Source organism: Vibrio sp. MM46 (genome assembly GCF_027587135.1).
Lineage (GTDB): Bacteria > Pseudomonadota > Gammaproteobacteria > Enterobacterales > Vibrionaceae > Vibrio > Vibrio harveyi.
Genome location: NZ_JAPPTO010000040.1, coordinates 1 through 23,236 on the forward strand (window position 1 = coordinate 1; position 23,236 = coordinate 23,236).

Here is a 23,236-nt window from a genome sequence, read left to right on the forward strand (position 1 = left end):
TGACAACATCCAAATGCAAGTTGAGCTAATCGCTCCTATCGCTATGGATGAAGGCCTACGTTTCGCTATCCGTGAAGGTGGCCGTACTGTAGGTGCTGGTGTTGTTGCTAAGATCTTCGACTAATTCTTAAAGAATTAAACGAATGTCTTCGGAAAATCTTGAATTAGATTTGACGAACCAGTAGCAAAAAGGGCATCATTTGATGCCCTTTTTCTGCACTCAACATTATTTTAGCTGTTTTCTTGTTCAGATTTTGGTTGAGAGCAGAGCAAGATTGGCCGGAGAGGCTTAATCTTAAGAGAGTAACGCTGATTTTTTCAGCGATATGGAGTTTGCCCTGCAACAGCGGGGTTGTTGTCGTCTATATTAAGACTTGTGACAGGTTGGTTTATGAAAGCAAATAATGCTGAAACTCCTGATAGCTCAAACGCAGCAGATACGTTTAAGTGGATTGCCGCTTTCGTATTAGCAGCGGCCGCTGTTGTGGGTAATTACCTGTATGGTGAAATGTCTGTAGTAGTTCGCGCTGCAGGCGTTGTTGTTCTAATTGCAGCTGCTCTTGGCGTTGCAGCAACAACGACTAAAGGTAAAGCAGCGATCAGTTTTGCAAAAGAATCTCGTATGGAAGTTCGTAAAGTTGTTTGGCCTACACGCCAAGAAACTATGCAAACAACACTGATCGTTTTAGCTGTAAGTATTGTAATGGCTCTAGCGCTATGGGGTATTGACGGCATCATGGTTCGTCTAGTAGCTCTAGCGACTGGGGTATAGAGGGTTTTAATTCATGAGTGAAGCTCCAAAAAAACGCTGGTATGTGGTTCAAGCCTTCTCTGGATTTGAAGGTCGTGTAGCTCAATCTCTTCGCGAGCATATCAAAATGCACAGCATGGAAGAGCTATTCGGTGAAGTACTGGTTCCTACTGAAGAAGTAGTGGAAATGCGCGCGGGTCAGCGTCGTAAATCTGAGCGTAAGTTCTTCCCAGGTTACGTCCTTGTTCAGATGATTATGAACGATGAATCATGGCACCTAGTACGCAGTGTGCCGCGTGTCATGGGCTTCATTGGTGGTACCTCAGACCGTCCAGCACCTATCACAGACAAAGAAGCTGATGCGATTCTTAATCGTCTTGAGAAAGCAAGTGAAGCTCCTCGTCCACGTACTATGTACGAAGCGGGCGAAGTGGTACGTGTTAATGAAGGTCCATTTGCTGACTTCAATGGTACTGTTGAAGAAGTGGATTACGAGAAGAGCCGCCTGAAAGTGTCTGTGTCGATCTTTGGTCGTGCAACACCAGTTGAGCTTGAATTTGGTCAGGTTGAAAAACTTGATTAAAAAAACACCTTTTTAAGGGTTGTCTAAGGCGCGAATTATGACTATAATTTCGCGCCTTTTTACTTCTGGTGAAGTAAAGAGTTTTTTCATTAAACGGGGAGCTGATCGATGATTAGCGTTTGTACCCAAACTTAGGAATTATCATGGCTAAGAAAGTTGAAGCTTACATCAAGCTACAAGTTGCAGCTGGTATGGCGAACCCAAGTCCACCAGTTGGTCCTGCACTAGGTCAACACGGTGTTAACATCATGGAATTCTGTAAAGCGTTCAACGCGAAAACAGAATCTCTAGAGAAAGGTCTACCTACTCCTGTTGTTATCACTGTATACAACGACCGTTCTTTCACGTTCGTAACTAAGACTCCACCTGCTGCTGTTCTTCTTAAGAAAGCTGCTGGCGTTAAGTCTGGTTCAGGTCGTCCAAACACTGAAAAAGTGGGTACTGTAACTGACGCTCAAATCCAAGAAATCGCAGAAACTAAAGCTGCTGATATGACTGGTGCTGACATCGAAGCAATGAAGCGTTCAATCGCTGGTACTGCTCGTTCAATGGGCCTAGTGGTAGAGGGTTAATAAGATGGCTAAACTAACTAAGCGCATGCGCGTAATCCGCGAAAAAGTTGACGTAACTAAAGAGTACGAAATCAACGAAGCTGTTGCTCTTCTTCAAGAACTAGCTACTGCTAAATTCGTAGAGTCTGTTGACGTTGCTGTTAACCTAGGCATCGATGCTCGTAAATCTGACCAGAACGTACGTGGTGCAACTGTACTACCTCACGGTACTGGCCGCGAAATCCGCGTTGCAGTGTTCACTCAAGGTGCAAACGCTGAAGCAGCTAAAGAAGCTGGCGCAGACATCGTTGGTATGGAAGATCTTGCTGAGCAAGTTAAGAAAGGCGAAATGAACTTCGACGTAGTTGTTGCTTCTCCAGATGCAATGCGCGTTGTAGGTCAACTAGGTACTATCCTAGGTCCTCGCGGTCTAATGCCAAACCCTAAAGTTGGTACTGTAACTCCTAACGTTGCTGAAGCGGTTAAGAACGCTAAAGCTGGTCAGGTTCGTTACCGTAACGACAAAAACGGCATCATCCACACTACTATCGGTAAAGCAAACTTCTCTGCTGAGCAGATCAAAGAGAACCTAGAAGCTCTTCTAGTTGCTCTGAAGAAAGCTAAGCCATCTTCAGCGAAAGGTACTTTCCTGAAGAAAGTAAGCATCTCTACTACTATGGGTGCTGGTGTTGCTGTTGATCAGGCTAGCCTGAACACTCAAGCATAATTTATTTGCTTAGGCGCAAAATTTGTGTATAATTTTGCGCCTAATATTTGTGGTTGGGGCTGAACATTGGTTCTTTGAACTGTCTCCTAGTTCGAAATGAATTAAGACCCAGTCTCCGTCCAAGACCGTAGGTGTTTGTTCTCAAAACAAACTTAATCATCCTACGTAGATGGTGCCCGAACTGACAGAAAGCTCTATGTAAATAGTTAACTTTCTTCTGGGAATGCACCTCAATAGCTCTCACTGTCGTGATGATAGTGAGTGGTGTAACGACAACCAGGAGTAAATCCAAGATGGCTTTAAACCTTCAAGACAAAAAAGCAATTGTTGCTCAAGTCAACGAAGCTGCCAGTGGTGCACTTTCTGCAGTTGTAGCTGATTCTCGTGGCGTTGAAGTTGGCGCGATGACTTCTCTACGTAAACAAGCTCGCGAAGCGGGTGTTTACATGAAAGTCGTGCGTAACACTCTAGCACGTCGTGCGGTTCAGGGTACAGACTACGAGTGTCTAACTGACACTTTCACTGGTCCTACTCTAATCGCGTTCTCTAACGAGCACCCAGGTGCTGCAGCGCGTCTTTTCAAAGACTTCGCTAAAGAGAACAAAGATTTCGAGATCAAAGCTGCTGCATTTGAAGGCGCTTTAACTGACGCTGAAGTACTAGCAACACTACCAACTTACGACGAAGCAATCGCACGCCTAATGATGTGCATGAAAGAAGCTTCTGCTGGCAAGCTGGTACGTACTATCGCTGCTATCCGCGATCAAAAAGAAGAAGCAGCGGCTTAAGCCTTGCTTTTTACTGGTTGCAAAATAAACTTATTGTTGACTTAAAAGAGAATTGTTATGTCTATTACTAACGAGCAAATCCTAGACGCAGTTGCAGAAATGTCTGTAATGCAAGTTGTTGAACTAATCGAAGCTATGGAAGAGAAATTCGGTGTAACTGCTGCTGCTGCAGTAGTTGCAGGTGGCGCAGCAGGCGGCGAAGCTGCAGCTGAGCAAACTGAATTTGACGTAATCCTAGAATCTGCTGGCGGCAACAAAGTTGCTGTAATCAAAGCAGTACGTGGCGCAACTGGTCTAGGTCTTAAAGAAGCTAAAGCTCTTGTAGACGGCGCTCCAGCACCTCTTAAAGAAGGTGTTGACAAAGCAGAAGCTGACGCACTTAAAGCTCAGCTAGAAGAAGCTGGTGCAACTGTTGCTGTTAAGTAATTATTGCATAGTTTCTTAGCCTAACGGCTAATTGGCTGGTGGTTTTTTAACCACCGGCCTTTTTGCGCTGTAGGGTATAGGCGAATTTTCCCGCTGTTTAAGCGCCTGTTCCCAAGCAAAAAACATTTCATTCCTACGCAATGAAATGTCACTACAGTAAACAGCTATTTAGTCACTGTCCCTTACCCCCCTTAAGTAACTAGGAGCGGGCGGACAGTTTGGGTCACTTATCAGCGAGCTGAGGAACCCCATGGTTTACTCTTATACCGAGAAAAAGCGCATCCGTAAGGACTTTGGTACTCGTCCACAAGTTTTGGACATTCCATACCTGCTATCGATCCAGCTCGATTCGTTCGACAAATTCATCGAACAGGATCCTGAAGGTCAATACGGTCTTGAAGCTGCTTTCCGTTCTGTATTCCCAATTCAGAGCTACAACGGCAATTCTGAGCTGCAATACGTTAGCTACCGTCTTGGTGAGCCAGTTTTTGACGTTAAAGAATGTCAAATCCGCGGTGTAACTTACTCAAAGCCACTACGCGTAAAACTACGTCTAGTAATCTTTGATAAAGACGCGCCAGCAGGTACTGTAAAAGACATTAAAGAACAAGAAGTCTACATGGGCGAAATTCCGCTTATGACAGACAATGGTACCTTCGTAATTAACGGTACCGAGAGGGTTATCGTATCCCAGCTGCACCGAAGCCCAGGCGTGTTCTTCGACAGCGATAAGGGTAAGACCCACTCTTCAGGTAAAGTTCTATACAACGCACGTGTTATTCCTTACCGTGGCTCATGGTTAGACTTTGAGTTCGACCCTAAGGATAACTTATACGTACGTATTGACCGCCGTCGTAAGCTACCAGCTTCGATCATCCTTCGTGCACTTGGTAAAACGTCAGAAGAAATCCTAGATATCTTCTTCGAAAAAGTGAACTTCGAAGTGAAAGACCAAACTCTACTAATGGAGTTGGTTCCTGATCGTCTACGTGGTGAAACTGCGTCATTCGACATCGAAGCGAACGGTAAAACTTACGTTGAGCAAGGTCGTCGTGTAACAGCTCGTCATATCCGCCAACTAGAGAAAGATGGCGTTGATCACATCGAAGTACCAGTTGAGTACATCGTTGGTAAAGTTGCATCGAAAGATTACGTCAACGAAGCAACAGGCGAGATCATTGTTAACGCTAACCAGGAAATCAGCCTGGAAGCTCTAGCGAACCTATCTCAGGCTGGCCACAAATCACTAGAAACGTTGTTCACCAACGATCTAGACCATGGTCCATTCATGTCAGAAACGCTACGCATCGACAGCACTGTTGATCGTATTTCTGCTTTGGTAGAAATCTACCGCATGATGCGCCCTGGTGAGCCACCAACAAAAGAAGCTGCAGAAGCACTATTCGAAAGCCTATTCTTCTCTGAAGAGCGTTACGATCTATCGACTGTTGGTCGTATGAAGTTCAACAGCTCTATCGGTCGTGAAGATGCTCAAGAGCAAGGCACACTTGACGAGCTAGATATCGTTGAAGTGATGAAGAAGCTTATCGCGATTCGTAACGGTAAAGGCGAAGTGGACGATATCGACCACCTAGGTAACCGTCGTATCCGCTCTGTAGGCGAAATGGCTGAGAACCAGTTCCGTGTAGGTCTAGTACGTGTTGAGCGTGCAGTTAAAGAGCGTCTAAGCCTAGGCGATCTTGACGCAATCATGCCTCAAGACTTGATCAACGCGAAACCAATCTCTGCAGCTGTTAAAGAATTCTTTGGCTCTTCACAGCTTTCACAGTTCATGGACCAAAACAACCCGCTATCAGAAGTAACGCATAAGCGTCGTATTTCTGCATTGGGTCCTGGCGGTCTAACTCGTGAACGTGCTGGCTTCGAAGTACGTGACGTACACGTAACTCACTACGGTCGTCTATGTCCTATCGAAACGCCGGAAGGTCCAAACATCGGTCTGATCAACTCCCTATCTGCGTTTGCGCGTTGTAACGAGTACGGTTTCCTAGAGACACCATACCGTCGCGTTGTAGATGGCATTGTAACAGACGAAGTAGATTACCTATCTGCAATCGAAGAAGGTCAATTCGTTATCGCACAGGCTAATGCTGCGTTAACTGAAGAAGGCGGTTTTGCAGATGAGCTGATCACAGCTCGTCAAAAAGGTGAATCTGGTCTACACCCTCGTGAGCACGCTCAGTACATGGACGTTGCGACAAACCAGGTTGTATCTATCGCTGCATCGCTTATCCCGTTCCTAGAACACGATGATGCGAACCGTGCATTGATGGGTGCGAACATGCAACGTCAGGCAGTTCCAACACTGAAAGCTGACAAACCGCTTGTTGGTACTGGTATTGAACGTAACGTAGCAGTTGACTCAGGTGTAACTGCAGTTGCTAAACGTGGTGGTGTAATCCAGTCTGTAGATGCTTCTCGTATCGTTGTTAAAGTGAACGAAGAAGAGCTAGTACCAGGTGAAGCTGGTATCGACATCTACAACCTGACTAAATACACACGTTCTAACCAGAACACATGTATTAACCAGCGCCCATGTGTGATGCCAGGTGAACCTGTATCACGCGGTGATGTTCTTGCTGATGGTCCTTCAACAGACCTTGGTGAACTAGCGCTTGGTCAAAACATGCGTATCGCGTTCATGCCTTGGAATGGTTACAACTTCGAAGACTCGATCTTAGTATCTGAGCGCGTAGTTCAAGAAGACCGTTTCACGACTATCCACATCCAAGAACTTACTTGTGTGGCGCGTGATACTAAGCTTGGTTCTGAAGAGATCACAGCTGATATTCCAAACGTAGGTGAGTCTGCTCTGTCTAAACTAGACGAGTCAGGTATCGTTTACATCGGTGCAGAAGTTAAGGGTGGCGACATCCTAGTTGGTAAAGTAACACCTAAAGGTGAAACTCAGCTAACGCCTGAAGAGAAGCTACTACGTGCAATCTTCGGTGAAAAAGCATCTGACGTTAAAGATACTTCACTACGTGTACCTAACTCTGTATCAGGTACGATCATCGACGTTCAAGTCTTCACTCGCGATGGCGTAGAGAAAGACAAGCGTGCGCTTGAAATCGAACAAATGCAGCTTAAAGAAGCGAAGAAAGACCTAACTGAAGAATTCCAGATTCTTGAGGGTGGCCTTCTAAACCGTGTTAAAGCCGTACTGATTGAAGGTGGTTACTCTGAAGCGAAACTAGACACAACTGATCGTAAGAAGTGGCTAGAACTAACGCTAGAAGATGACGCTCTACAAACTCAGCTAGAACAACTAGCAGAGCAGTGGGACGAGCTAAAAGCTGACTTCGATAAGAAATTCGAAACTAAGCGTCGCAAGATCACTCAAGGTGATGATCTAGCACCTGGCGTACTGAAGATCGTTAAGGTTTACCTAGCGGTTAAACGTCGCATTCAGCCTGGTGATAAGATGGCGGGTCGTCACGGTAACAAGGGTGTAATCTCTAAGATTAACCCTGTTGAAGACATGCCATACGATGAGAAAGGTCAGCCTGTAGACATCGTACTTAACCCACTGGGTGTACCTTCGCGTATGAACATCGGTCAGATCCTAGAAGTACACTTAGGTCTGGCAGCGAAAGGTATTGGTGACAAGATCAACCAGATGGTTAAAGAGCAGCAAGAACTAGCGAAATTCCGCGAGTTCCTACAAAAAGTTTACGATCTAGGCGAGACTCGCCAGAAAGTAGATATTGCTTCTCTATCTGATGACGAAGTTCGTACTCTGATCAAGAACCTACGTGGCGGTCTACCAATCGCGACTCCAGTATTTGACGGTGCACCAGAAGCGTCTATTAAAGCGCTACTGAAACTAGCAGACCTACCAGAATCTGGTCAGCTAAAATTGTTTGATGGTCGCACAGGTGACCAGTTTGAGCGCCCTGTAACAGTAGGTTACATGTACATGCTGAAACTGAACCACCTTGTTGATGACAAGATGCACGCTCGTTCAACTGGTTCGTACAGCCTAGTAACTCAGCAGCCACTTGGTGGTAAAGCTCAGTTCGGTGGTCAGCGTTTCGGTGAGATGGAAGTATGGGCACTAGAAGCATACGGTGCGGCTTACACTCTACAAGAAATGCTAACGGTTAAGTCGGATGACGTTAACGGCCGTACTAAGATGTACAAAAACATCGTAGACGGTAACCACAGCATGGAACCTGGTATGCCAGAATCGTTCAACGTACTGTTGAAAGAGATTCGCTCGCTAGGTATCAACATCGAGCTAGAAGACGAAGAGTAATCTCTTTCTCTCTTGACTAAGGTTGAGAGAATCTAAAGCGATTATTTGGTAGAAGGTGCTCACTTTAGCGAGTGAGCTCCTTTTAACTCCTTACAGGAGCTGATTGTGAAAGACTTATTAAACTTTCTAAAAGCACAGCATAAGACCGAAGAATTTGATGCAATCAAAATCGGTCTATCTTCACCAGACATGATCCGTTCATGGTCTTTCGGTGAAGTTAAAAAACCTGAAACGATCAACTATCGTACGTTCAAACCTGAACGCGATGGTCTGTTCTGTGCGCGTATCTTTGGTCCAGTTAAAGACTACGAGTGTCTTTGTGGTAAGTACAAGCGCTTGAAGCACCGTGGTGTTATCTGTGAGAAGTGTGGTGTAGAAGTTACACAAACTAAAGTTCGTCGTGACCGTATGGGCCACATCGAGCTTGCTTCACCAGTAGCTCACATCTGGTTCCTAAAATCGCTACCGTCTCGTATCGGTCTACTAATGGATATCCCTCTACGTGATATCGAACGTGTTCTTTACTTCGAAATGTACGTAGTAACTGAGCCGGGTATGACTGATCTAGAAAAAGGTCAGATGCTTACGGAAGAAGAGTATCTAGACCGTCTAGAAGAGTGGGGCGACGAGTTCACTGCTAAGATGGGTGCAGAAGCTATCAAGGATCTACTAGGTTCTATGGATATGCACGCTGAAGCAGAACAAATGCGCGAAGAGCTAGAAACTACTAACTCTGAAACTAAGCGTAAGAAAGTAACTAAGCGTCTGAAGCTGGTAGAAGCGTTCATCGCATCTGGTAACAACCCAGAGTGGATGATCCTAACTGTACTTCCAGTACTTCCGCCAGATCTGCGTCCTCTAGTACCACTAGATGGCGGTCGTTTTGCGACTTCTGATCTAAACGACCTATACCGTCGTGTGATCAACCGTAACAACCGTTTGAAGCGTCTTCTAGAGCTAGCAGCTCCGGACATCATCGTACGTAACGAAAAACGTATGCTGCAAGAGTCTGTTGATGCGCTACTAGACAACGGTCGTCGTGGTCGTGCGATCACTGGTTCTAACAAGCGTCCTCTGAAATCTCTTGCTGATATGATCAAGGGTAAGCAAGGTCGTTTCCGTCAGAACCTTCTAGGTAAACGTGTAGACTACTCTGGTCGTTCTGTAATCACAGTAGGTCCATACCTTCGTCTACACCAGTGTGGTCTTCCTAAGAAGATGGCACTTGAGCTATTCAAACCATTCATCTACAGCAAGCTAGAGACTCGTGGTCTTGCGACTACAATCAAAGCTGCTAAGAAAATGGTAGAGCGTGAAGAAGCGGTAGTTTGGGATATCCTAGACGAAGTAATCCGTGAGCACCCAGTACTATTGAACCGTGCACCTACACTTCACCGTCTAGGTATCCAGGCGTTCGAACCAGTACTAATCGAAGGTAAAGCGATCCAGCTACACCCACTAGTGTGTGCGGCGTACAACGCGGACTTCGATGGTGACCAAATGGCGGTTCACGTACCTCTAACTCTAGAGGCACAGCTTGAAGCTCGTACTCTGATGATGTCGACAAACAACATTCTGTCGCCAGCGTCAGGTGATCCGATCATCGTACCTTCTCAGGACGTTGTATTGGGTCTGTACTACATGACTCGTGACAAGATCAACGTGAAAGGTGAAGGCATGTACCTTTCTGGCCCAGCAGAGGCTGAGAAAGCATACCGCACTAAGCAAGCTGAACTTCACGCACGCGTTAAAGTACGTATTACAGAAACAGTTGTAGACGAAGACGGCAACAGCACAACAGAGACTAAGATGGTTGATACAACTATCGGTCGTGCAATGCTATGGCAAATCGTGCCAGCTGGTCTACCGTACAGCATCGTTAACCAAAAGCTAGGTAAGAAGCAAATCTCTAACCTACTAAACGAGGCGTACCGTAAACTAGGTCTGAAAGACACTGTAATCTTCGCTGACCAAATCATGTACACAGGTTTCGCATACGCGGCACTATCTGGTGTATCTGTTGGTATCGACGATATGGTTGTACCGCCAGCTAAGTACACTGAAATCGCAGAAGCGGAAGAAGAAGTACGTGAAATCCAGGAACAATACCAATCTGGTCTTGTTACTGCGGGCGAACGATACAACAAAGTTATCGATATCTGGGCATCGACCAACGATCGCGTAGCGAAAGCGATGATGGCAAACCTTTCATCTGAAACGGTAGTTAACCGTGACGGTGAAGAAGAGCAACAAGAATCGTTTAACAGCATCTACATGATGGCTGACTCGGGTGCTCGTGGTTCTGCAGCTCAGATTCGTCAGCTAGCGGGTATGCGTGGTCTGATGGCGCGTCCAGATGGTTCAATCATCGAAACGCCGATCACAGCGAACTTTAAAGAAGGTCTAAACGTACTTCAGTACTTTATCTCAACGCACGGTGCTCGTAAGGGTCTTGCGGATACGGCACTGAAAACAGCGAACTCGGGTTACCTAACTCGTCGTCTAGTAGACGTTGCTCAAGACGTTGTTGTAACTGAACATGACTGTGGCACTCACGAGGGTGTTGACATGATGCCTCACATCGAGGGTGGTGATGTTAAAGTTGCACTAACTGAGCTAGCGCTAGGTCGTGTAGTAGCTGAAGACGTTCTTAAGCCAGGTACAGAAGATGTTCTGATCCCACGTAACACTCTAATTGATGAGAAGTGGTGTCAGATCATGGAAGAGAACTCAGTAGACAGCATGAAAGTGCGCTCTGTAGTTACTTGTGATTCTGACTTCGGTTGTTGTGCACAGTGTTACGGTCGTGACCTAGCACGTGGTCACCTAGTGAACCAAGGTGAAGCAGTTGGTGTAATCGCTGCTCAGTCTATCGGTGAACCGGGTACACAGCTTACGATGCGTACGTTCCACATCGGTGGTGCGGCATCTACTGCAGCAGCAGAGAACAGCATCCAAGCGAAGACAACTGGTACAGTTAAACTGCACAACGCTAAGTTCGTAATCAACAAAGATAAGAAGCTGGTAATCACGTCTCGTGCATCTGAGCTAACTATCATTGATGAATTCGGTCGTACTAAAGAGAAGCACAAACTTCCTTACGGTTCGATGCTAAGCAAAGGCGACAACGACGCAGTAACAGCTGGTGAAGTTGTTGCTAACTGGGAAGCGCACACCATGCCAATCATCACTGAAGTGGCAGGTCGCATCCAGTTCGTAGACATGATCGACGGTGTTACAGTTTCTCGTCAAACAGATGACCTAACAGGTCTATCTTCAAGCGAAGTAACTGATCCAGCAGCTCGCCCAGCAGCAGGTAAAGATATGCGTCCAGCTATCAAACTTGTTGATGAGCAAGGTAACGACGTAATGATCCCTGGTACAGAAATGCCAGCTCACTACTTCCTACCTGGTAAAGCGATTGTAAACATCGAAGATGGCGCTGAAGTTGGCATTGGTGACACACTATCTCGTATCCCTCAGAAATCTGGCGGTAACAAAGATATCACCGGTGGTCTACCACGCGTAGCTGACCTATTCGAAGCTCGTAAGCCTAAAGAGCCTGCGATCCTTGCTGAGCACACAGGTACTGTGAGCTTCGGTAAAGAAACGAAAGGTAAGCGTCGTCTAGTTATCACTCGCGACAGCGGTGATACTTACGAAGAGATGATTCCTAAGCATCGTCAGTTGAACGTATTTGAAGGTGAGCGTGTTGAACGTGGTGACGTGATCGCAGATGGTCCAGAGTCTCCACATGACATTCTACGTCTACGTGGCGTACACGCTGTAACTCAGTACATCGCTAACGAAGTACAAGAAGTTTACCGTCTACAAGGCGTTAAGATTAACGATAAGCACATCGAGACTATCGTTCGTCAAATGCTACGTAAGTGTACAATTACTCACGCAGGTGACTCTGAGTTCCTACCTGGCGAGCAAGTTGAATACTCACAAGTTAAGATTTCTAACCGTAACCTAGAAGCTGAAGGCAAAGAGCCGGCACGTTTCGAGCGTGAGCTACTAGGTATCACTAAGGCATCTCTAGCGACTGAGTCATTCATCTCTGCGGCATCGTTCCAGGAGACAACTCGCGTACTAACAGAAGCTGCGGTTTCTGGTAAGCGTGATGACCTACGTGGTCTGAAAGAGAACGTAATTGTTGGTCGTCTGATCCCAGCTGGTACTGGTTTCGCATACCACCAAGATCGTCAAGCTAAACGTGCTGAAGCGCAAGAAGGTCCATCTGCTGAACAAGCAACAGATAACCTAGCTGCACTTCTAAACGCAGGCTTCTCTTCTGACGAGTAATCGTTAAGAGCTTAAAAGAAAAGGCACCCTCGGGTGCCTTTTTTGTTTTTGGGAGCAAAGGTTAGAACGCTACGCTCCGACATGTAGGTATGCTTCGTTTGCGGAATCGAGAGGTGTGCCTTTGGAGAACCGTGAAAGTGATTGACGAAGAGGGTGTTGACTGGACTTATCCCTAGAAAGATAAAATAGAAGCGAATCCCGAAAAACAAAAAGGGTTGACGTGCACACACCAACCCTTAAGAATTTTCTCGCTTCTCGCTTCTCGCTTCTCGCTTCTCGCTTCTCGCTTCTCGCTTCTCGCTTCTCGCTTCTCGCTTCTCGCTTCTCGCTTCTCGCTTCTCGCTTCTCGCTTCTCGCTTCTCGCTTCTCGCTATGCGCCAGGCGGCATCGCTAAACTGTCGGCAATCAACTGAATCAAGTGGTCTTCTACCGCGAAGCGTGTCTCAATGATTTCCCCAATCAAAGACATATCTTCGTCAAAATCAGCCAGTTCATCTTCGGCTGAAACATCAGAATATTTGTCGGTAAAGTTCAACAACGGCTCAGTAGTGAGGACGATCTTCGCGTAAGTTTGGTTAATTTCATCAGTAGCAACAAAGCCAGTGGCTTTCCACTTATCCATCACCATATCGTAGATTTTAAAATGACCTTCAGAGATATAATCCACAAGGTGTTGGCAGAAGTGCTGAAGTTCGTCAGGGGAAGGGAGTTCAATGACATTGGATTTCGAACAAGGTTGCAGTGCTGCAAGCTTACAATATTCGACAATCAGAGATTGTCTCGTTTCCAGCCAATGGTCAATAACGTCACTGGAGCCGCCCCATTGGTCTTGTGTTTGTTTGAATTTTTTTAGCATGACCATGCCCTCATGATCTGATCGCCCGTTGGCGAACGTATCCTTTGCAAAGCAAAGTTAGTAAAGTGATTACAAACTCTTGTCCTTACTAGAATTTATAGTTGCAAATTTAGCGAACGACAAACTCTGGTATGAAATTAGATTGCCAGTAAAATGAATGAACTTCAAGCAAAGGGACGCTGTAATGTTAAGAAAAGGTGAAGTTAACCGTACGAAAAACGCCTATTGGTGTGTTGTCTCAGGAAGCGATGTTTGGCTGGTGGATGGTACTATACCATTTGGCAATGCAGAGCAGCTCTCACTGCCAGAAGCGAGTGCAAGGCAGATAGGTGAATATCAAGATGCCCCGGTGATGTGGGTAAACCTGTCGGATTTAGACCACGATTTAGAGCTTGTATCTTTGCGTGATTGTCTCCATTTCTCAGACTCCCTTTTTCTTTTGATCAGTAAAGCCATTCAGTATGGTCATATGACACAAAGTCTGCGTTTTTGTCCGCAATGCGGTGGTCGCAATTTCCTCAATAACAATCAATTGGCAATGCAGTGTGGTGAGTGCCGTACTTTGCATTATCCGCGTATTTTCCCGTGCATCATTGTCGCTGTGCGTAAAGACAACCAAATCTTGCTAGCTCAGCACCCTCGCCATCGAAATGGCATGTATACCGTAATAGCGGGCTTTTTAGAGGTGGGTGAAACCTTGGAGGAGTGTGTGGCACGCGAGGTGCACGAAGAAACCGGCGTACACGTTAAAAATATTCGCTATTTTGGCAGCCAACCATGGGCCTTTCCATCCAGTATGATGATGGCATTTCTTGCGGATTACGAGTCTGGTGAATTGAATCCTGATTACACCGAGCTGTCTGATGCTCAATGGTTTGGCGTTGATGATATGCCGGAAGTAGCCCCAAAAGGGACGATCGCAAGAGCATTAATTGAGCAAACAATTAGTGATATTCAGCAGGCTTGAGAGCCGACTCGTAAAGCGATTAAAGGAAAAGGTAGAATCACTTTTGAGACAAAGGGGGTTGTTAGACTGACCAAGCACAGCATTCTGTAATGACACAATGATTAATAAAGGAGTATGTCTAATGAAATACAGATCAGCGTTATGGCTAGGTATTGCGTCTTTTTCTTTGGTAAGTGTTTCGGCACAGGCAAGTATTGAAGTGAAAGCGAAGCGTATGTTGACCGAAAATACAATGACGGAAAACGTCGCAAAAGTGCAAACCGCTTGTGGCAATGAAGTTCTTGAAACAAACTTTGACTGGGCTGCGTGGGATGACTACGACTTTGCTGAAGCTCGTTTAGACAAAGTAAAAACCACAGGTTGGCTGGGTGGCTTAATCAACTATATCTACGATGATATGGTTAAGCTATGCACGACGACTGAACATGCCGCACTTTATAAAGAAGAGTTCCAAAAAGTTCAACAAATCCAATTTGTTGGTCAAGACTCTGTGAAGGCGCGTAAAGCAGGTTTCTCTCTTGATGATGGTGGCAGTGTGCTTAAAGTCGCTTTGAACCCGAACGCGGCTTACGACTCTTCAACGCTGAAATATCTCAAGCAAGCGTGGAACTAAGGTAATGAAAAAAATACTCTTCCCCTTAGTTGCCATGGCTTCAAGCTTTTCTGCGGTCGCTGAAGAGCGTTACTCTATGGAAGATTTAACCGCTCTTCATAAAGCACAAAGCTGGAATGAGCTGCTCTATCATGCCAATGATATTCGTCCATCAAAGCGAGATGATGCTTGGCAAGGACTGGTGGCAGATGCTGCAACAGGAGCTTTCAATAGTTACGTTTCTTCCGGAGCCGCTGATAGCGCTATTGGTTTAGGGCAGCAGCTACTCACTGAGTATGCGTTTCTGTCTCAATCCAGTGATTTTACTCAAAGCTTTGCAAAAGCCTTAGTTCCGGCAGCGCAATCTTGTATCAAGTATTCGATGGAAGGGTGTGTAGAGAGCTACGGACAACTGCTCGCCGAACTCTCTCCTGCGGGTAACGTAAGTTTTGAAGAAGGGACTAAGGTGTTCCAAAATGTCTCTAAATCTCTCGCGATTCCATTCTATGCCGCGGCAGTCAAGCAGTCTCCGGAATACTGTGCAGATGAAAAGGTCTCGAATGCGCTGTTGTATACGCTTGATCGACCGAGTAATTCTCAGTTTGCATTGGCAAAAGAAGTCGCAACAAATGGGTGTGCTAACACGGCACTAACGAACTTTGAGAATTACATTATTGACTCGCAATCGGTGCGGGAGACCTTGTGTCCGACTTACCTATCCAAAGGATATGTAAAAGGGGTCATGAAAAAAGTTTGCCAATCATGATTATGAAATATGAAGCCACCGTAAGGTGGCTTTTTTAATTCATTGAAAAATAGATAAAAAAAACCCTCCGAGAGGGAGGGGGTAAGTAAGATGTCGTTATGAGATGCTGAGTACCGGGTACTCAGTTTATAATTGTAGTTTTCGCTAGCGAACAAATTTTTAACACTGATACCGATTGGGTGCAAATTAAGCACTGATTTAAAAGTTAATAACTTGATCCAGGTTGCAAAGCACACAGCTATTAGCCTTAAATCAGTGATAGAATACCCCCTTTCAAAGAAAGCCTAACAATTGGAATTACGGAATGACTGAATTAAAAAATGATCGTTATCTGCGTGCCCTTTTAAAAGAGCCAGTAGATTACACGCCAGTATGGATGATGCGTCAGGCAGGTCGTTACCTACCAGAATACAAAGCAACTCGTGCGCAAGCGGGCGATTTCATGTCTTTGTGTAAAAACGCGGAGTTGGCGTCAGAAGTAACGCTTCAACCACTACGCCGTTTTCCTCTTGATGCAGCGATCTTGTTCTCTGACATCCTAACTATCCCAGATGCAATGGGCTTAGAACTTCGTTTTGCTGCTGGTGAAGGTCCGGTTTTCGATAAACCAATCACTTGCAAAGCAGACGTTGAAAAGATCGGTCTGCCGGATCCAGAAGGCGAACTGCAATACGTAATGAACGCAGTGCGTCAAATCCGCAAAGACTTGAATGGTGACGTTCCACTGATTGGTTTCTCTGGTAGCCCATGGACACTGGCGACTTACATGGTTGAAGGCAGCAGCTCGAAAGCGTTCACCAAGATCAAGAAGATGATGTACGCAGAACCACAAACTCTGCATCTACTTCTAGATAAGCTAGCAGACAGCGTTATCGAGTACCTAAACGCGCAAATTAAAGCGGGTGCACAATCGGTGATGGTATTTGATACATGGGGTGGTGTACTGACACCTCGTGACTACAACCTGTTCTCTCTGCAATACATGCACAAGATTGTAGATGGTCTGATTCGTGAAAACGACGGTCGCCGTGTACCAGTAACGCTGTTCACTAAGAACGGTGGTATGTGGCTTGAGCAAATCGCAGCAACGGGCTGCGATGCGGTAGGTCTAGACTGGACAATCAACATCGCAGACGCGAAAGCGCGTATCGGTGATAAAGTGGCTCTACAAGGTAACATGGACCCATCAATGCTTTACGCTTCACCAGAGCGTATCCGTGAAGAAGTCGCGGGTATTCTAGAAGGCTTTGGCGATGCAGGTACTGGTCACGTGTTCAACCTAGGTCACGGTATCCACTTGGATGTGCCGCCAGAAAACGCAGGTGTGTTTGTGGAAGCGGTACACGAGCTATCTAAGCCATACCACAAGTAACTTCGACTTTTTGAAATCAAATACCGGCAATCAGTGCCGGTATTTTTTTACCTGAAACTCAAGATTGTACAGCTTTGATAGTATTTGGTCTGCCATGATCTAATTACTATTCTAGCTGTACGTTACACATTAAAATTTAATATAAACAAAGGCTTATGATTGCGGGTTTTATGTTCTAATTTTCTTGTACAGATAAGCAAGCAATTAGATCATAGGTAACCTAAAGCATCGAATGAACGCGTTTTTTAAGATATGGCACGACGTCAGATTCAAACCAAGGGTTCTTCTTTAACCACAATGTGTTGCGTGGAGAAGGGTGGGGAAGTGGAATAAAGTCAGGTTCCCAATCCTGCCATTGCTGAACAGTTTGCGTGAGCGTCTTTGGTTTGTTGGTGAGATAGTACTGCTGTGAGTACTGACCAATCAGTAGCGTCAGCTCTATATTGGGCAACTGCTCAAGAATCTGTTTATGCCAAGCTGGCGCACATTCTTTACGAGGTGGTAGATCACCTGAGTTTCCTTTACCTGGATAACAGAAGCCCATTGGGACAATGGCAATTTTGTTTGGGTCGTAGAAAATGTCTTTGTCGATATCGAGCCATTGGCGTAACCGATCGCCGCTTGGATCGTTCCAAGGTATCGAGGTTTTGTGTACGCGCGTTCCCGGCGCTTGTCCGATGATTAGAATGCGTGCGTCTTTTGCGGCTTGTACGATAGGATTTGCACCCAAAGGTAAATCGTCTGCACAGATCTGGCAGGCACGTACTTGCTTTAGCAATGTTTCTAAAGACATAAGATGGTTAATACCCTTTATCGAAATCGACCTGATTATTAAGAGAGAAACCGTCTCGCCAACTCAAGTAGTTATCTGCAAAAATGTCGACCACTTGCTCAGGGAAACTCAATGCTGCGATGTGGGGTGTGATGGTTACCTGCGGAAGTTTCCAAAACGGATGTTGCGGCGAGAGTGGTTCTTGTTCAAATACATCGAGAAAAGCATGTTCCACCCAGCGATTCTTTAGCGCGAGCAATAGACCTGCATCATCAATCACATCACCTCTTCCGACATTAAATAACAGTGCCTGATTAAGGTGGCTTAACACTTCACTATTGAGTAAGCGCTGCGTATCCGGTGTGCTCGGTAGCGTATTCACGACAATATCCGCTTGGTGAAAAGCGCTTGCTAGTTCATTGATGTGATAGGTTTGAGTAAATTCACCGCCAGAGGTTGGAATCCCGGTACGATTCACTCCGATAGTCTTTATTCCCATCAATTGCGCTGCATTCCCCAAGTAGCTACCAATGCTGCCTGTACCAACAATCACCATAGTTTTGCTTTGCAGCGAGGTGTACAGGTGCGGTTGCCACTGCTTGTTCTGCTGTTGCTGGTGGTATTGCATAAAGTGGCGGAAGTGAGCAATGCAGTAGCCAATTACGTACTCGGCAATTAATGGTCCGAAAATGCCGCGTACGTTGGTTAAAGTGTAATCCTGGCGTAGATTTGGTGACATTAAGGCATTCACACCAGCAAATGTGGATTGCACCCACTCAAGCTGTGAAAACTCGTCTAACCTTTGTGATAGTAATGGTGGATCCGCCAGTACGATCTGAGCTTCTTCAGGTTGGTCGGTGAGGCAAAGATCGGGCAGATTTTTCTCTGCCAGTAACGTTTCGTAGGTGTCGCGATGCTCTGAGAGCAGGAAAATCTGATTTGGATGCTGCATTAACTTTTTTCCCTGTGATGAATCAAGTACACTTTCGCTGTTTTTTTCTTCAATGATTGAGTGACTATGCTTAAGAATCCTCTTCAGGTTCGTTTGGAAAAACTAGAACCTTGGCAACAAATTACCTTCATGGCGTGTCTGTGTGAACGCATGTATCCAAACTATGCGATGTTTTGTGAGAATACAGAATTTGCTGAGCCACGTGCTTACCGAGCGATTCTTGATAGTGTATGGGAAATTCTGACGGTTAAGAACGCGAAAATTAACTTCGAACGTCAATTAGAGAAGTTAGAAGAGTTGTTCCCAAGTGCGGATGAATTCGATTTTTACGGTGTTTACCCAGCGATGGACGCGTGTCAGAGCCTGTCGACATTGTTGCATGGCCTGTTGGATCGCGACTACCTTTTCGACTCAATGCTTAAAGTGAGCCAACAGTCGGTAAAAACCGTTGCTGACCTAGAACAAGCACAAGGTGCGGAGCCAATCACCAACGACAATCAAAAAGAAAATGAAGCCGTATGTGAAGAGTGGGATGTTCAATGGGCGATCTTCCGTCCACTGCGTGAAGCGGTGGAACGCGACATCTGCTTGATTAAAGATTTGCGTGAAGAGCTACGTGAAGACGCCGTGAGCAATATCGGCATCACACTTTAATTATTGAATAGACAGAACAAAGGCATCCAAATTGGATGCCTTTTTATTTTTGCATATGGGCTGTTATGCCCAGTACTGATTACGATTCTTTAGATTCTGGCTTCGTTGGCTCTTGAGCTTCTGGCTCTTTGTCCTGTTTCTCCAGCCCTTCCTCTTCTTCATCGTCATCGCGGCTTTCAATTACGCCGTGCTTTTCTTTCCAGCTTTCCCAGCGTTGGTAAGCCAGTTCTTGCATGTCTGTGCTCTTATCCGCTTCATCGATGATCTCTTCACCCAATAGGTGCTCAAAGATGTCTTCTAGCGTTACCAAGCCTTGTACTGTGCCGTATTCGTCAACCACAAGCGCTAGCTGCAGACGGTGAGTCATCATTTGGTCAAACACTTTTGGTAGAGCTGTGTTGTTCAGTACCACTTGGATTGGACGCATGACCGAACCGAGTTGTTTTTGACCACTGCCCGATTGTTGCAGCTTGAACAGCTCTAGACGGTGCACAAAACCAATGATGTTATCTTTCTGTTCGCTGTAAACCAGTGGGCGAGAGAAAGGCGTCTCTTTATGCTTCTCTAGGAAGTCGTTGATGGTCATGGTTGCGTCTACGCGGAATACGACCGGACGCGGTGTCATGACTTGTGTTACTGGCACGTCTTGAATGCCCAGTAGGTTGCTCAGGATCTTTGATTCGCCTTCTGCGAACTCTCCGCTCTCTTTTGCCAGAATGGCCATAGCAGATAACTCATCGCGCATCTTCGGTGCTTCGTGGTTACGAGCTAGGCGCTTAGTGATTTGCTCAGAGAACCATACGAATGGCGTTAGTGCCCATACCATCCAGCGCAGCGATACCGCCGCAGATGGTGCAAGTTGGCGCCAGTAAGTTGCACCAATCGTCTTAGGTACAATTTCTGATAGAACAAGAATCGCCAGTGTCAGTACCGCAGAGAAGATACCTAGTGCTTCGCTACCGAACACTACCGCCGCTTGTGCACCTGCCGTTGCTGCACCGATAGTGTGAGCAATGGTGTTCAGGGTCAGGATCGAAGCCAGTGGTCGGTCGATGTCTGCTTTCAGTTTTTCTAACTGAGCAGAAGCAGGGTGCCCCTGTTGTTTGAGCTGCGCAATGTAGCTCGGACTGATACTAAGAAGTACCGCCTCCAGTACCGAACAGATAAACGAAATGCCGATAGCAATAGAGATATAAATGGATAACAGCAGCATAGTTGCCCTTGAATGTAATGTGATAGTCGGGATTTTAAGCGATTATAACCGCAAAAGCGCCCTATAAATCGTTCTAATTGCATTAGAAAGCAAGCGCTTTGCCCGTACAAGTAGTAACAAATTGTGAGTTATTACTCATATTATGGCTAAAACTACGTCAGAAAATCGAAAGATCGCTTACAAACCTTTGCCAGATGGGGCATTTATGTTTTAGAGTGAGATGAATTCGATAACATATGAGAAGGGAAACCTAATGAACAAGACCCAATTAATCGACTTTATTGCAGAGAAAGCAGACCTATCTAAAGCACAAGCTAAAGCTGCTCTTGAAGCAACTCTTGAGGGTGTTACTGGCGCTCTTAAAGAGGGTGACCAAGTTCAACTAATTGGTTTTGGTACATTCAAAGTAAACCACCGCGCTGCACGTACTGGTCGTAACCCTAAGACTGGTGACGAGATTCAAATCGCAGCAGCTAACGTACCAGCATTCGTAGCAGGTAAAGCGCTGAAAGAATCAGTAAACTAAGTTAAAATGCACCGAGGTATCCTGCCTCGGTGCAATTTCATGAAAAAACATCTACTCACTTCACTCCTTTTATCAAGCCTCGCTCTTGTTGGCTGTTCTTCTGTTGAAACCCCAAACCTTGACCAATTTACCCATTTCTCAGGCGGGAAAATCATGGGTGATGCCACCAGTTTGTATTGGATGACAGAACGTCTGACACGCGTTAGTACGGCTGCAGACTACGTAGCTATGGGTGATTCCGGCTCGTATCAGAGTGATTATCGCTGGGACGATGGTGAGCTAAGAGAGTTGATTCGAAAAGGTGAGCAACTCGATATAAAACAAGGATTGGTGCCTTTTCAAATCCACATTCGATTCAATAAAGATGGCGATGCGATCTATCAGCAATACCGTGTGAACGGGAAAGTGCTGCCTTTACGACGTGATCAGCTAGAGCGTTACAAGACAGAAGCGAATGATGTGGTTGCTTCGATCAAGAGTCAATCTCGCGAAGGTCAGAGTTTAATTCAGGGCTATTGGGATGGCGAGACGTTCGAAACCTGCAAAGGACGTGAGTTCGCGACGCTAGAATTTAACCAGACTTTACCTAAGTTTGTGATTGATAGATTGGCATCGGTAGATAGCTACATTGCATTTATCGGCAAAGAGTCACGTAATACAGCAACTGTTGACGAATTGTTGATGCTTAATGATGACAACTTTGATTGTATCCCACGACCAAAGCTGATCTCTGAGTAAGTTCTGAGCTTAGCTTCATGCTAGTGGAGTCACATGAATAAAAAAGGCGCTTAATGCGCCTTTTGTCTTTTTAGCCAACTGAAGTTGTTTTTATTTTTCTTGCTCACGTGCGATTGCACGGTAGCCGATATCGTTGCGATGGAACATGCCATCCCAACTGATCTGTTTTGCAAGTTCATAAGCGCGTTGCTGTGCTTCCGATACGCTGTTACCAAGTGCTGTTGCACAAAGTACACGGCCGCCGTTTGTCACAATGTCGCCGTCTTTGTTGTGTGTACCTGCGTGGAAGACCTTCTCACCTTCAATTTCAACTTGTGGAAGACCTGAGATAATGTCGCCCTTGTTGTACGCAGCAGGATAGCCTCCGGCGGCTAACACAATACCAATCGATGCTCGTGGATCCCATTTTGATTCCACTTGATCCAGTTTGGCATCAATAGCAGCCAGACATAGATCAACAAGATCCGATTCCATGCGCATCATGATCGGTTGCGTTTCTGGATCACCAAAGCGGCAGTTGTACTCGATCACTTTCGGCGTACCGTCTTTATCGATCATTAAACCCGCGTATAGGAAACCTGTGTAAGGGTTGCCTTCTGAAGCCATCCCACGCACTGTTGGGTAAATCACTTCTTCCATGATGCGGTTATGAATTTCAGGTGTTACCACTGGAGCAGGAGAATAAGCGCCCATGCCGCCTGTGTTTGGACCGGTATCTTTGTCGCCTACGCGTTTGTGGTCTTGGCTGGTGGCCATTGGCAAAACGTTCTCACCATCCACCATCACGATGAAGCTTGCTTCTTCCCCATCTAGGAATTCTTCGATAACCACACGACTGCCAGCATCACCAAATGCATTACCCGCTAGCATATCCTTGATGGCGTCTTCAGCTTCTTCTAGTGTCATTGCCACAATCACGCCTTTGCCAGCGGCAAGACCATCAGCTTTGACTACAATTGGTGCACCTTGTTCACGTACGTAAGCGAGTGCAGGCTCGATTTCAGTGAAGTTTGCGTATGCTCCCGTCGGGATTTGGTGACGAGCAAGAAAGTCTTTAGTAAACGCTTTAGAGCCTTCAAGCTGCGCTGCTGCTTGTGTTGGACCAAAGATTGGCAGACCTGCTTCTCGGAAAGCATCCACAACACCGATAACCAATGGTGCTTCAGGACCAACGATGGTCAGCTCAATGGCTTTCTCTTTTGCGAATGCAACCAGACCCGCGATGTCTTCTACTGCGATATTTACGTTCTCTAGTTTAGGCTCTAGTGCTGTGCCTGCGTTACCCGGAGCAACGAAGATAGTCTCAACATTTGGGTTTTGCGCCGCTTTCCAACCTAGTGCGTGTTCACGACCACCTGAACCAATGATAAGTACATTCATGTTTTAAACCTTCAATCAAAATTGATAGTAGTAGA

Annotated in this window: 20 protein-coding genes and 1 pseudogene; 16 read left to right on the forward strand and 5 right to left on the reverse strand. The window is 45.9% G+C overall.

All coding sequences use genetic code 11. The features are described from left to right. The 9 genes and pseudogenes from OH459_RS26415 to rpoC all read left to right on the forward strand — a co-directional run. Positions 1-124 (forward strand): annotated as a pseudogene (locus OH459_RS26415) (elongation factor Tu); the annotation flags it as partial. 267 nt (positions 125-391) lie between these two features. After that, positions 392-772 (forward strand): preprotein translocase subunit SecE, encoded by a 381-nt coding sequence (gene secE / locus OH459_RS26420; RefSeq protein ID WP_005451121.1) that lies wholly within the window; start codon positions 392-394, stop codon positions 770-772. Positions 773-785: 13 nt separating this feature from the next. After that, positions 786-1,334, forward strand: coding sequence for a transcription termination/antitermination protein NusG (gene nusG / locus OH459_RS26425; RefSeq protein WP_005451123.1), 549 nt, complete (start codon positions 786-788; stop codon positions 1,332-1,334). 143 nt (positions 1,335-1,477) lie between these two features. Further along, positions 1,478-1,906 carry a 50S ribosomal protein L11 gene (gene rplK / locus OH459_RS26430; RefSeq protein ID WP_005451125.1) on the forward strand — a complete coding sequence of 143 codons (429 nt, stop codon included), beginning with the start codon at positions 1,478-1,480 and terminating at the stop codon, positions 1,904-1,906. A 4-nt stretch (positions 1,907-1,910) separates the two neighbouring features. Next, on the forward strand, positions 1,911-2,612 hold the full coding sequence (rplA, locus tag OH459_RS26435; RefSeq protein ID WP_005384683.1) for a 50S ribosomal protein L1: 702 nt from the start codon (positions 1,911-1,913) through the stop codon (positions 2,610-2,612). Between the two features lie 293 nt (positions 2,613-2,905). Continuing rightward, positions 2,906-3,400 (forward strand): 50S ribosomal protein L10, encoded by a 495-nt coding sequence (rplJ, locus tag OH459_RS26440; protein ID WP_005451126.1) that lies wholly within the window; start codon positions 2,906-2,908, stop codon positions 3,398-3,400. Between the two features lie 57 nt (positions 3,401-3,457). Further along, complete coding sequence (rplL, locus tag OH459_RS26445; RefSeq protein WP_005451128.1) at positions 3,458-3,826, forward strand: 50S ribosomal protein L7/L12; 369 nt, start codon at positions 3,458-3,460, stop codon at positions 3,824-3,826. A gap of 250 nt (positions 3,827-4,076) precedes the next feature. Next, entirely contained in the window at positions 4,077-8,105 is a 4,029-nt protein-coding gene (gene rpoB, locus OH459_RS26450; protein ID WP_005451129.1) for a DNA-directed RNA polymerase subunit beta, read from the forward strand. A 105-nt stretch (positions 8,106-8,210) separates the two neighbouring features. After that, entirely contained in the window at positions 8,211-12,413 is a 4,203-nt protein-coding gene (rpoC, locus tag OH459_RS26455; protein ID WP_005451130.1) for a DNA-directed RNA polymerase subunit beta', read from the forward strand. A gap of 370 nt (positions 12,414-12,783) precedes the next feature. Here rpoC and OH459_RS26460 read toward each other — a convergent pair whose 3' ends face one another. Further along, positions 12,784-13,275 (reverse strand): Rsd/AlgQ family anti-sigma factor, encoded by a 492-nt coding sequence (locus OH459_RS26460; protein ID WP_005434886.1) that lies wholly within the window; start codon positions 13,273-13,275, stop codon positions 12,784-12,786. Positions 13,276-13,453: 178 nt separating this feature from the next. On the opposite strand from OH459_RS26460, the gene nudC reads away from it, so the two are divergent. From nudC to hemE, 4 genes are all read left to right on the forward strand, one after another. Continuing rightward, a complete protein-coding gene (gene nudC / locus OH459_RS26465; RefSeq protein ID WP_269989523.1) occupies positions 13,454-14,236 on the forward strand; it encodes an NAD(+) diphosphatase in 783 nt (260 codons plus the stop codon). A 121-nt stretch (positions 14,237-14,357) separates the two neighbouring features. Next, positions 14,358-14,849, forward strand: a complete 492-nt coding sequence (locus tag OH459_RS26470) for a hypothetical protein (RefSeq protein WP_005451133.1) — start codon at positions 14,358-14,360, stop codon at positions 14,847-14,849. A gap of 4 nt (positions 14,850-14,853) precedes the next feature. After that, a complete protein-coding gene (locus tag OH459_RS26475) occupies positions 14,854-15,594 on the forward strand; it encodes a hypothetical protein (RefSeq protein WP_005451134.1) in 741 nt (246 codons plus the stop codon). Between the two features lie 304 nt (positions 15,595-15,898). Continuing rightward, positions 15,899-16,966 carry a uroporphyrinogen decarboxylase gene (hemE, locus tag OH459_RS26480; RefSeq protein WP_269989524.1) on the forward strand — a complete coding sequence of 356 codons (1,068 nt, stop codon included), beginning with the start codon at positions 15,899-15,901 and terminating at the stop codon, positions 16,964-16,966. A gap of 220 nt (positions 16,967-17,186) precedes the next feature. Here hemE and OH459_RS26485 read toward each other — a convergent pair whose 3' ends face one another. Together OH459_RS26485 and OH459_RS26490 are read right to left on the reverse strand one after the other, a co-directional pair. Then, the gene (locus OH459_RS26485; protein ID WP_009697536.1) at positions 17,187-17,759 is read right to left on the reverse strand and encodes a uracil-DNA glycosylase family protein; all 573 of its coding nucleotides are present in this window, start codon (positions 17,757-17,759) and stop codon (positions 17,187-17,189) included. 7 nt (positions 17,760-17,766) lie between these two features. Then, positions 17,767-18,690, reverse strand: a complete 924-nt coding sequence (locus OH459_RS26490; protein WP_045490588.1) for a D-2-hydroxyacid dehydrogenase — start codon at positions 18,688-18,690, stop codon at positions 17,767-17,769. A gap of 66 nt (positions 18,691-18,756) precedes the next feature. On the opposite strand from OH459_RS26490, the gene OH459_RS26495 reads away from it, so the two are divergent. After that, positions 18,757-19,344, forward strand: a complete 588-nt coding sequence (locus OH459_RS26495; protein ID WP_005451139.1) for a YjaG family protein — start codon at positions 18,757-18,759, stop codon at positions 19,342-19,344. Between the two features lie 79 nt (positions 19,345-19,423). Here OH459_RS26495 and OH459_RS26500 read toward each other — a convergent pair whose 3' ends face one another. Continuing rightward, positions 19,424-20,557 (reverse strand): CNNM domain-containing protein, encoded by a 1,134-nt coding sequence (locus OH459_RS26500; RefSeq protein WP_005451141.1) that lies wholly within the window; start codon positions 20,555-20,557, stop codon positions 19,424-19,426. Positions 20,558-20,810: 253 nt separating this feature from the next. On the opposite strand from OH459_RS26500, the gene hupA reads away from it, so the two are divergent. Together hupA and OH459_RS26510 are read left to right on the forward strand one after the other, a co-directional pair. After that, positions 20,811-21,083 carry a nucleoid-associated protein HU-alpha gene (gene hupA / locus OH459_RS26505; RefSeq protein ID WP_005433627.1) on the forward strand — a complete coding sequence of 91 codons (273 nt, stop codon included), beginning with the start codon at positions 20,811-20,813 and terminating at the stop codon, positions 21,081-21,083. 39 nt (positions 21,084-21,122) lie between these two features. Next, positions 21,123-21,821, forward strand: coding sequence for a DUF1481 domain-containing protein (locus tag OH459_RS26510; protein ID WP_269989525.1), 699 nt, complete (start codon positions 21,123-21,125; stop codon positions 21,819-21,821). Positions 21,822-21,911: 90 nt separating this feature from the next. Here OH459_RS26510 and purD read toward each other — a convergent pair whose 3' ends face one another. Beyond that, on the reverse strand, positions 21,912-23,201 hold the full coding sequence (purD, locus tag OH459_RS26515) for a phosphoribosylamine--glycine ligase (RefSeq protein WP_053053437.1): 1,290 nt from the start codon (positions 23,199-23,201) through the stop codon (positions 21,912-21,914). Positions 23,202-23,236: the final 35 nt, after the last annotated feature.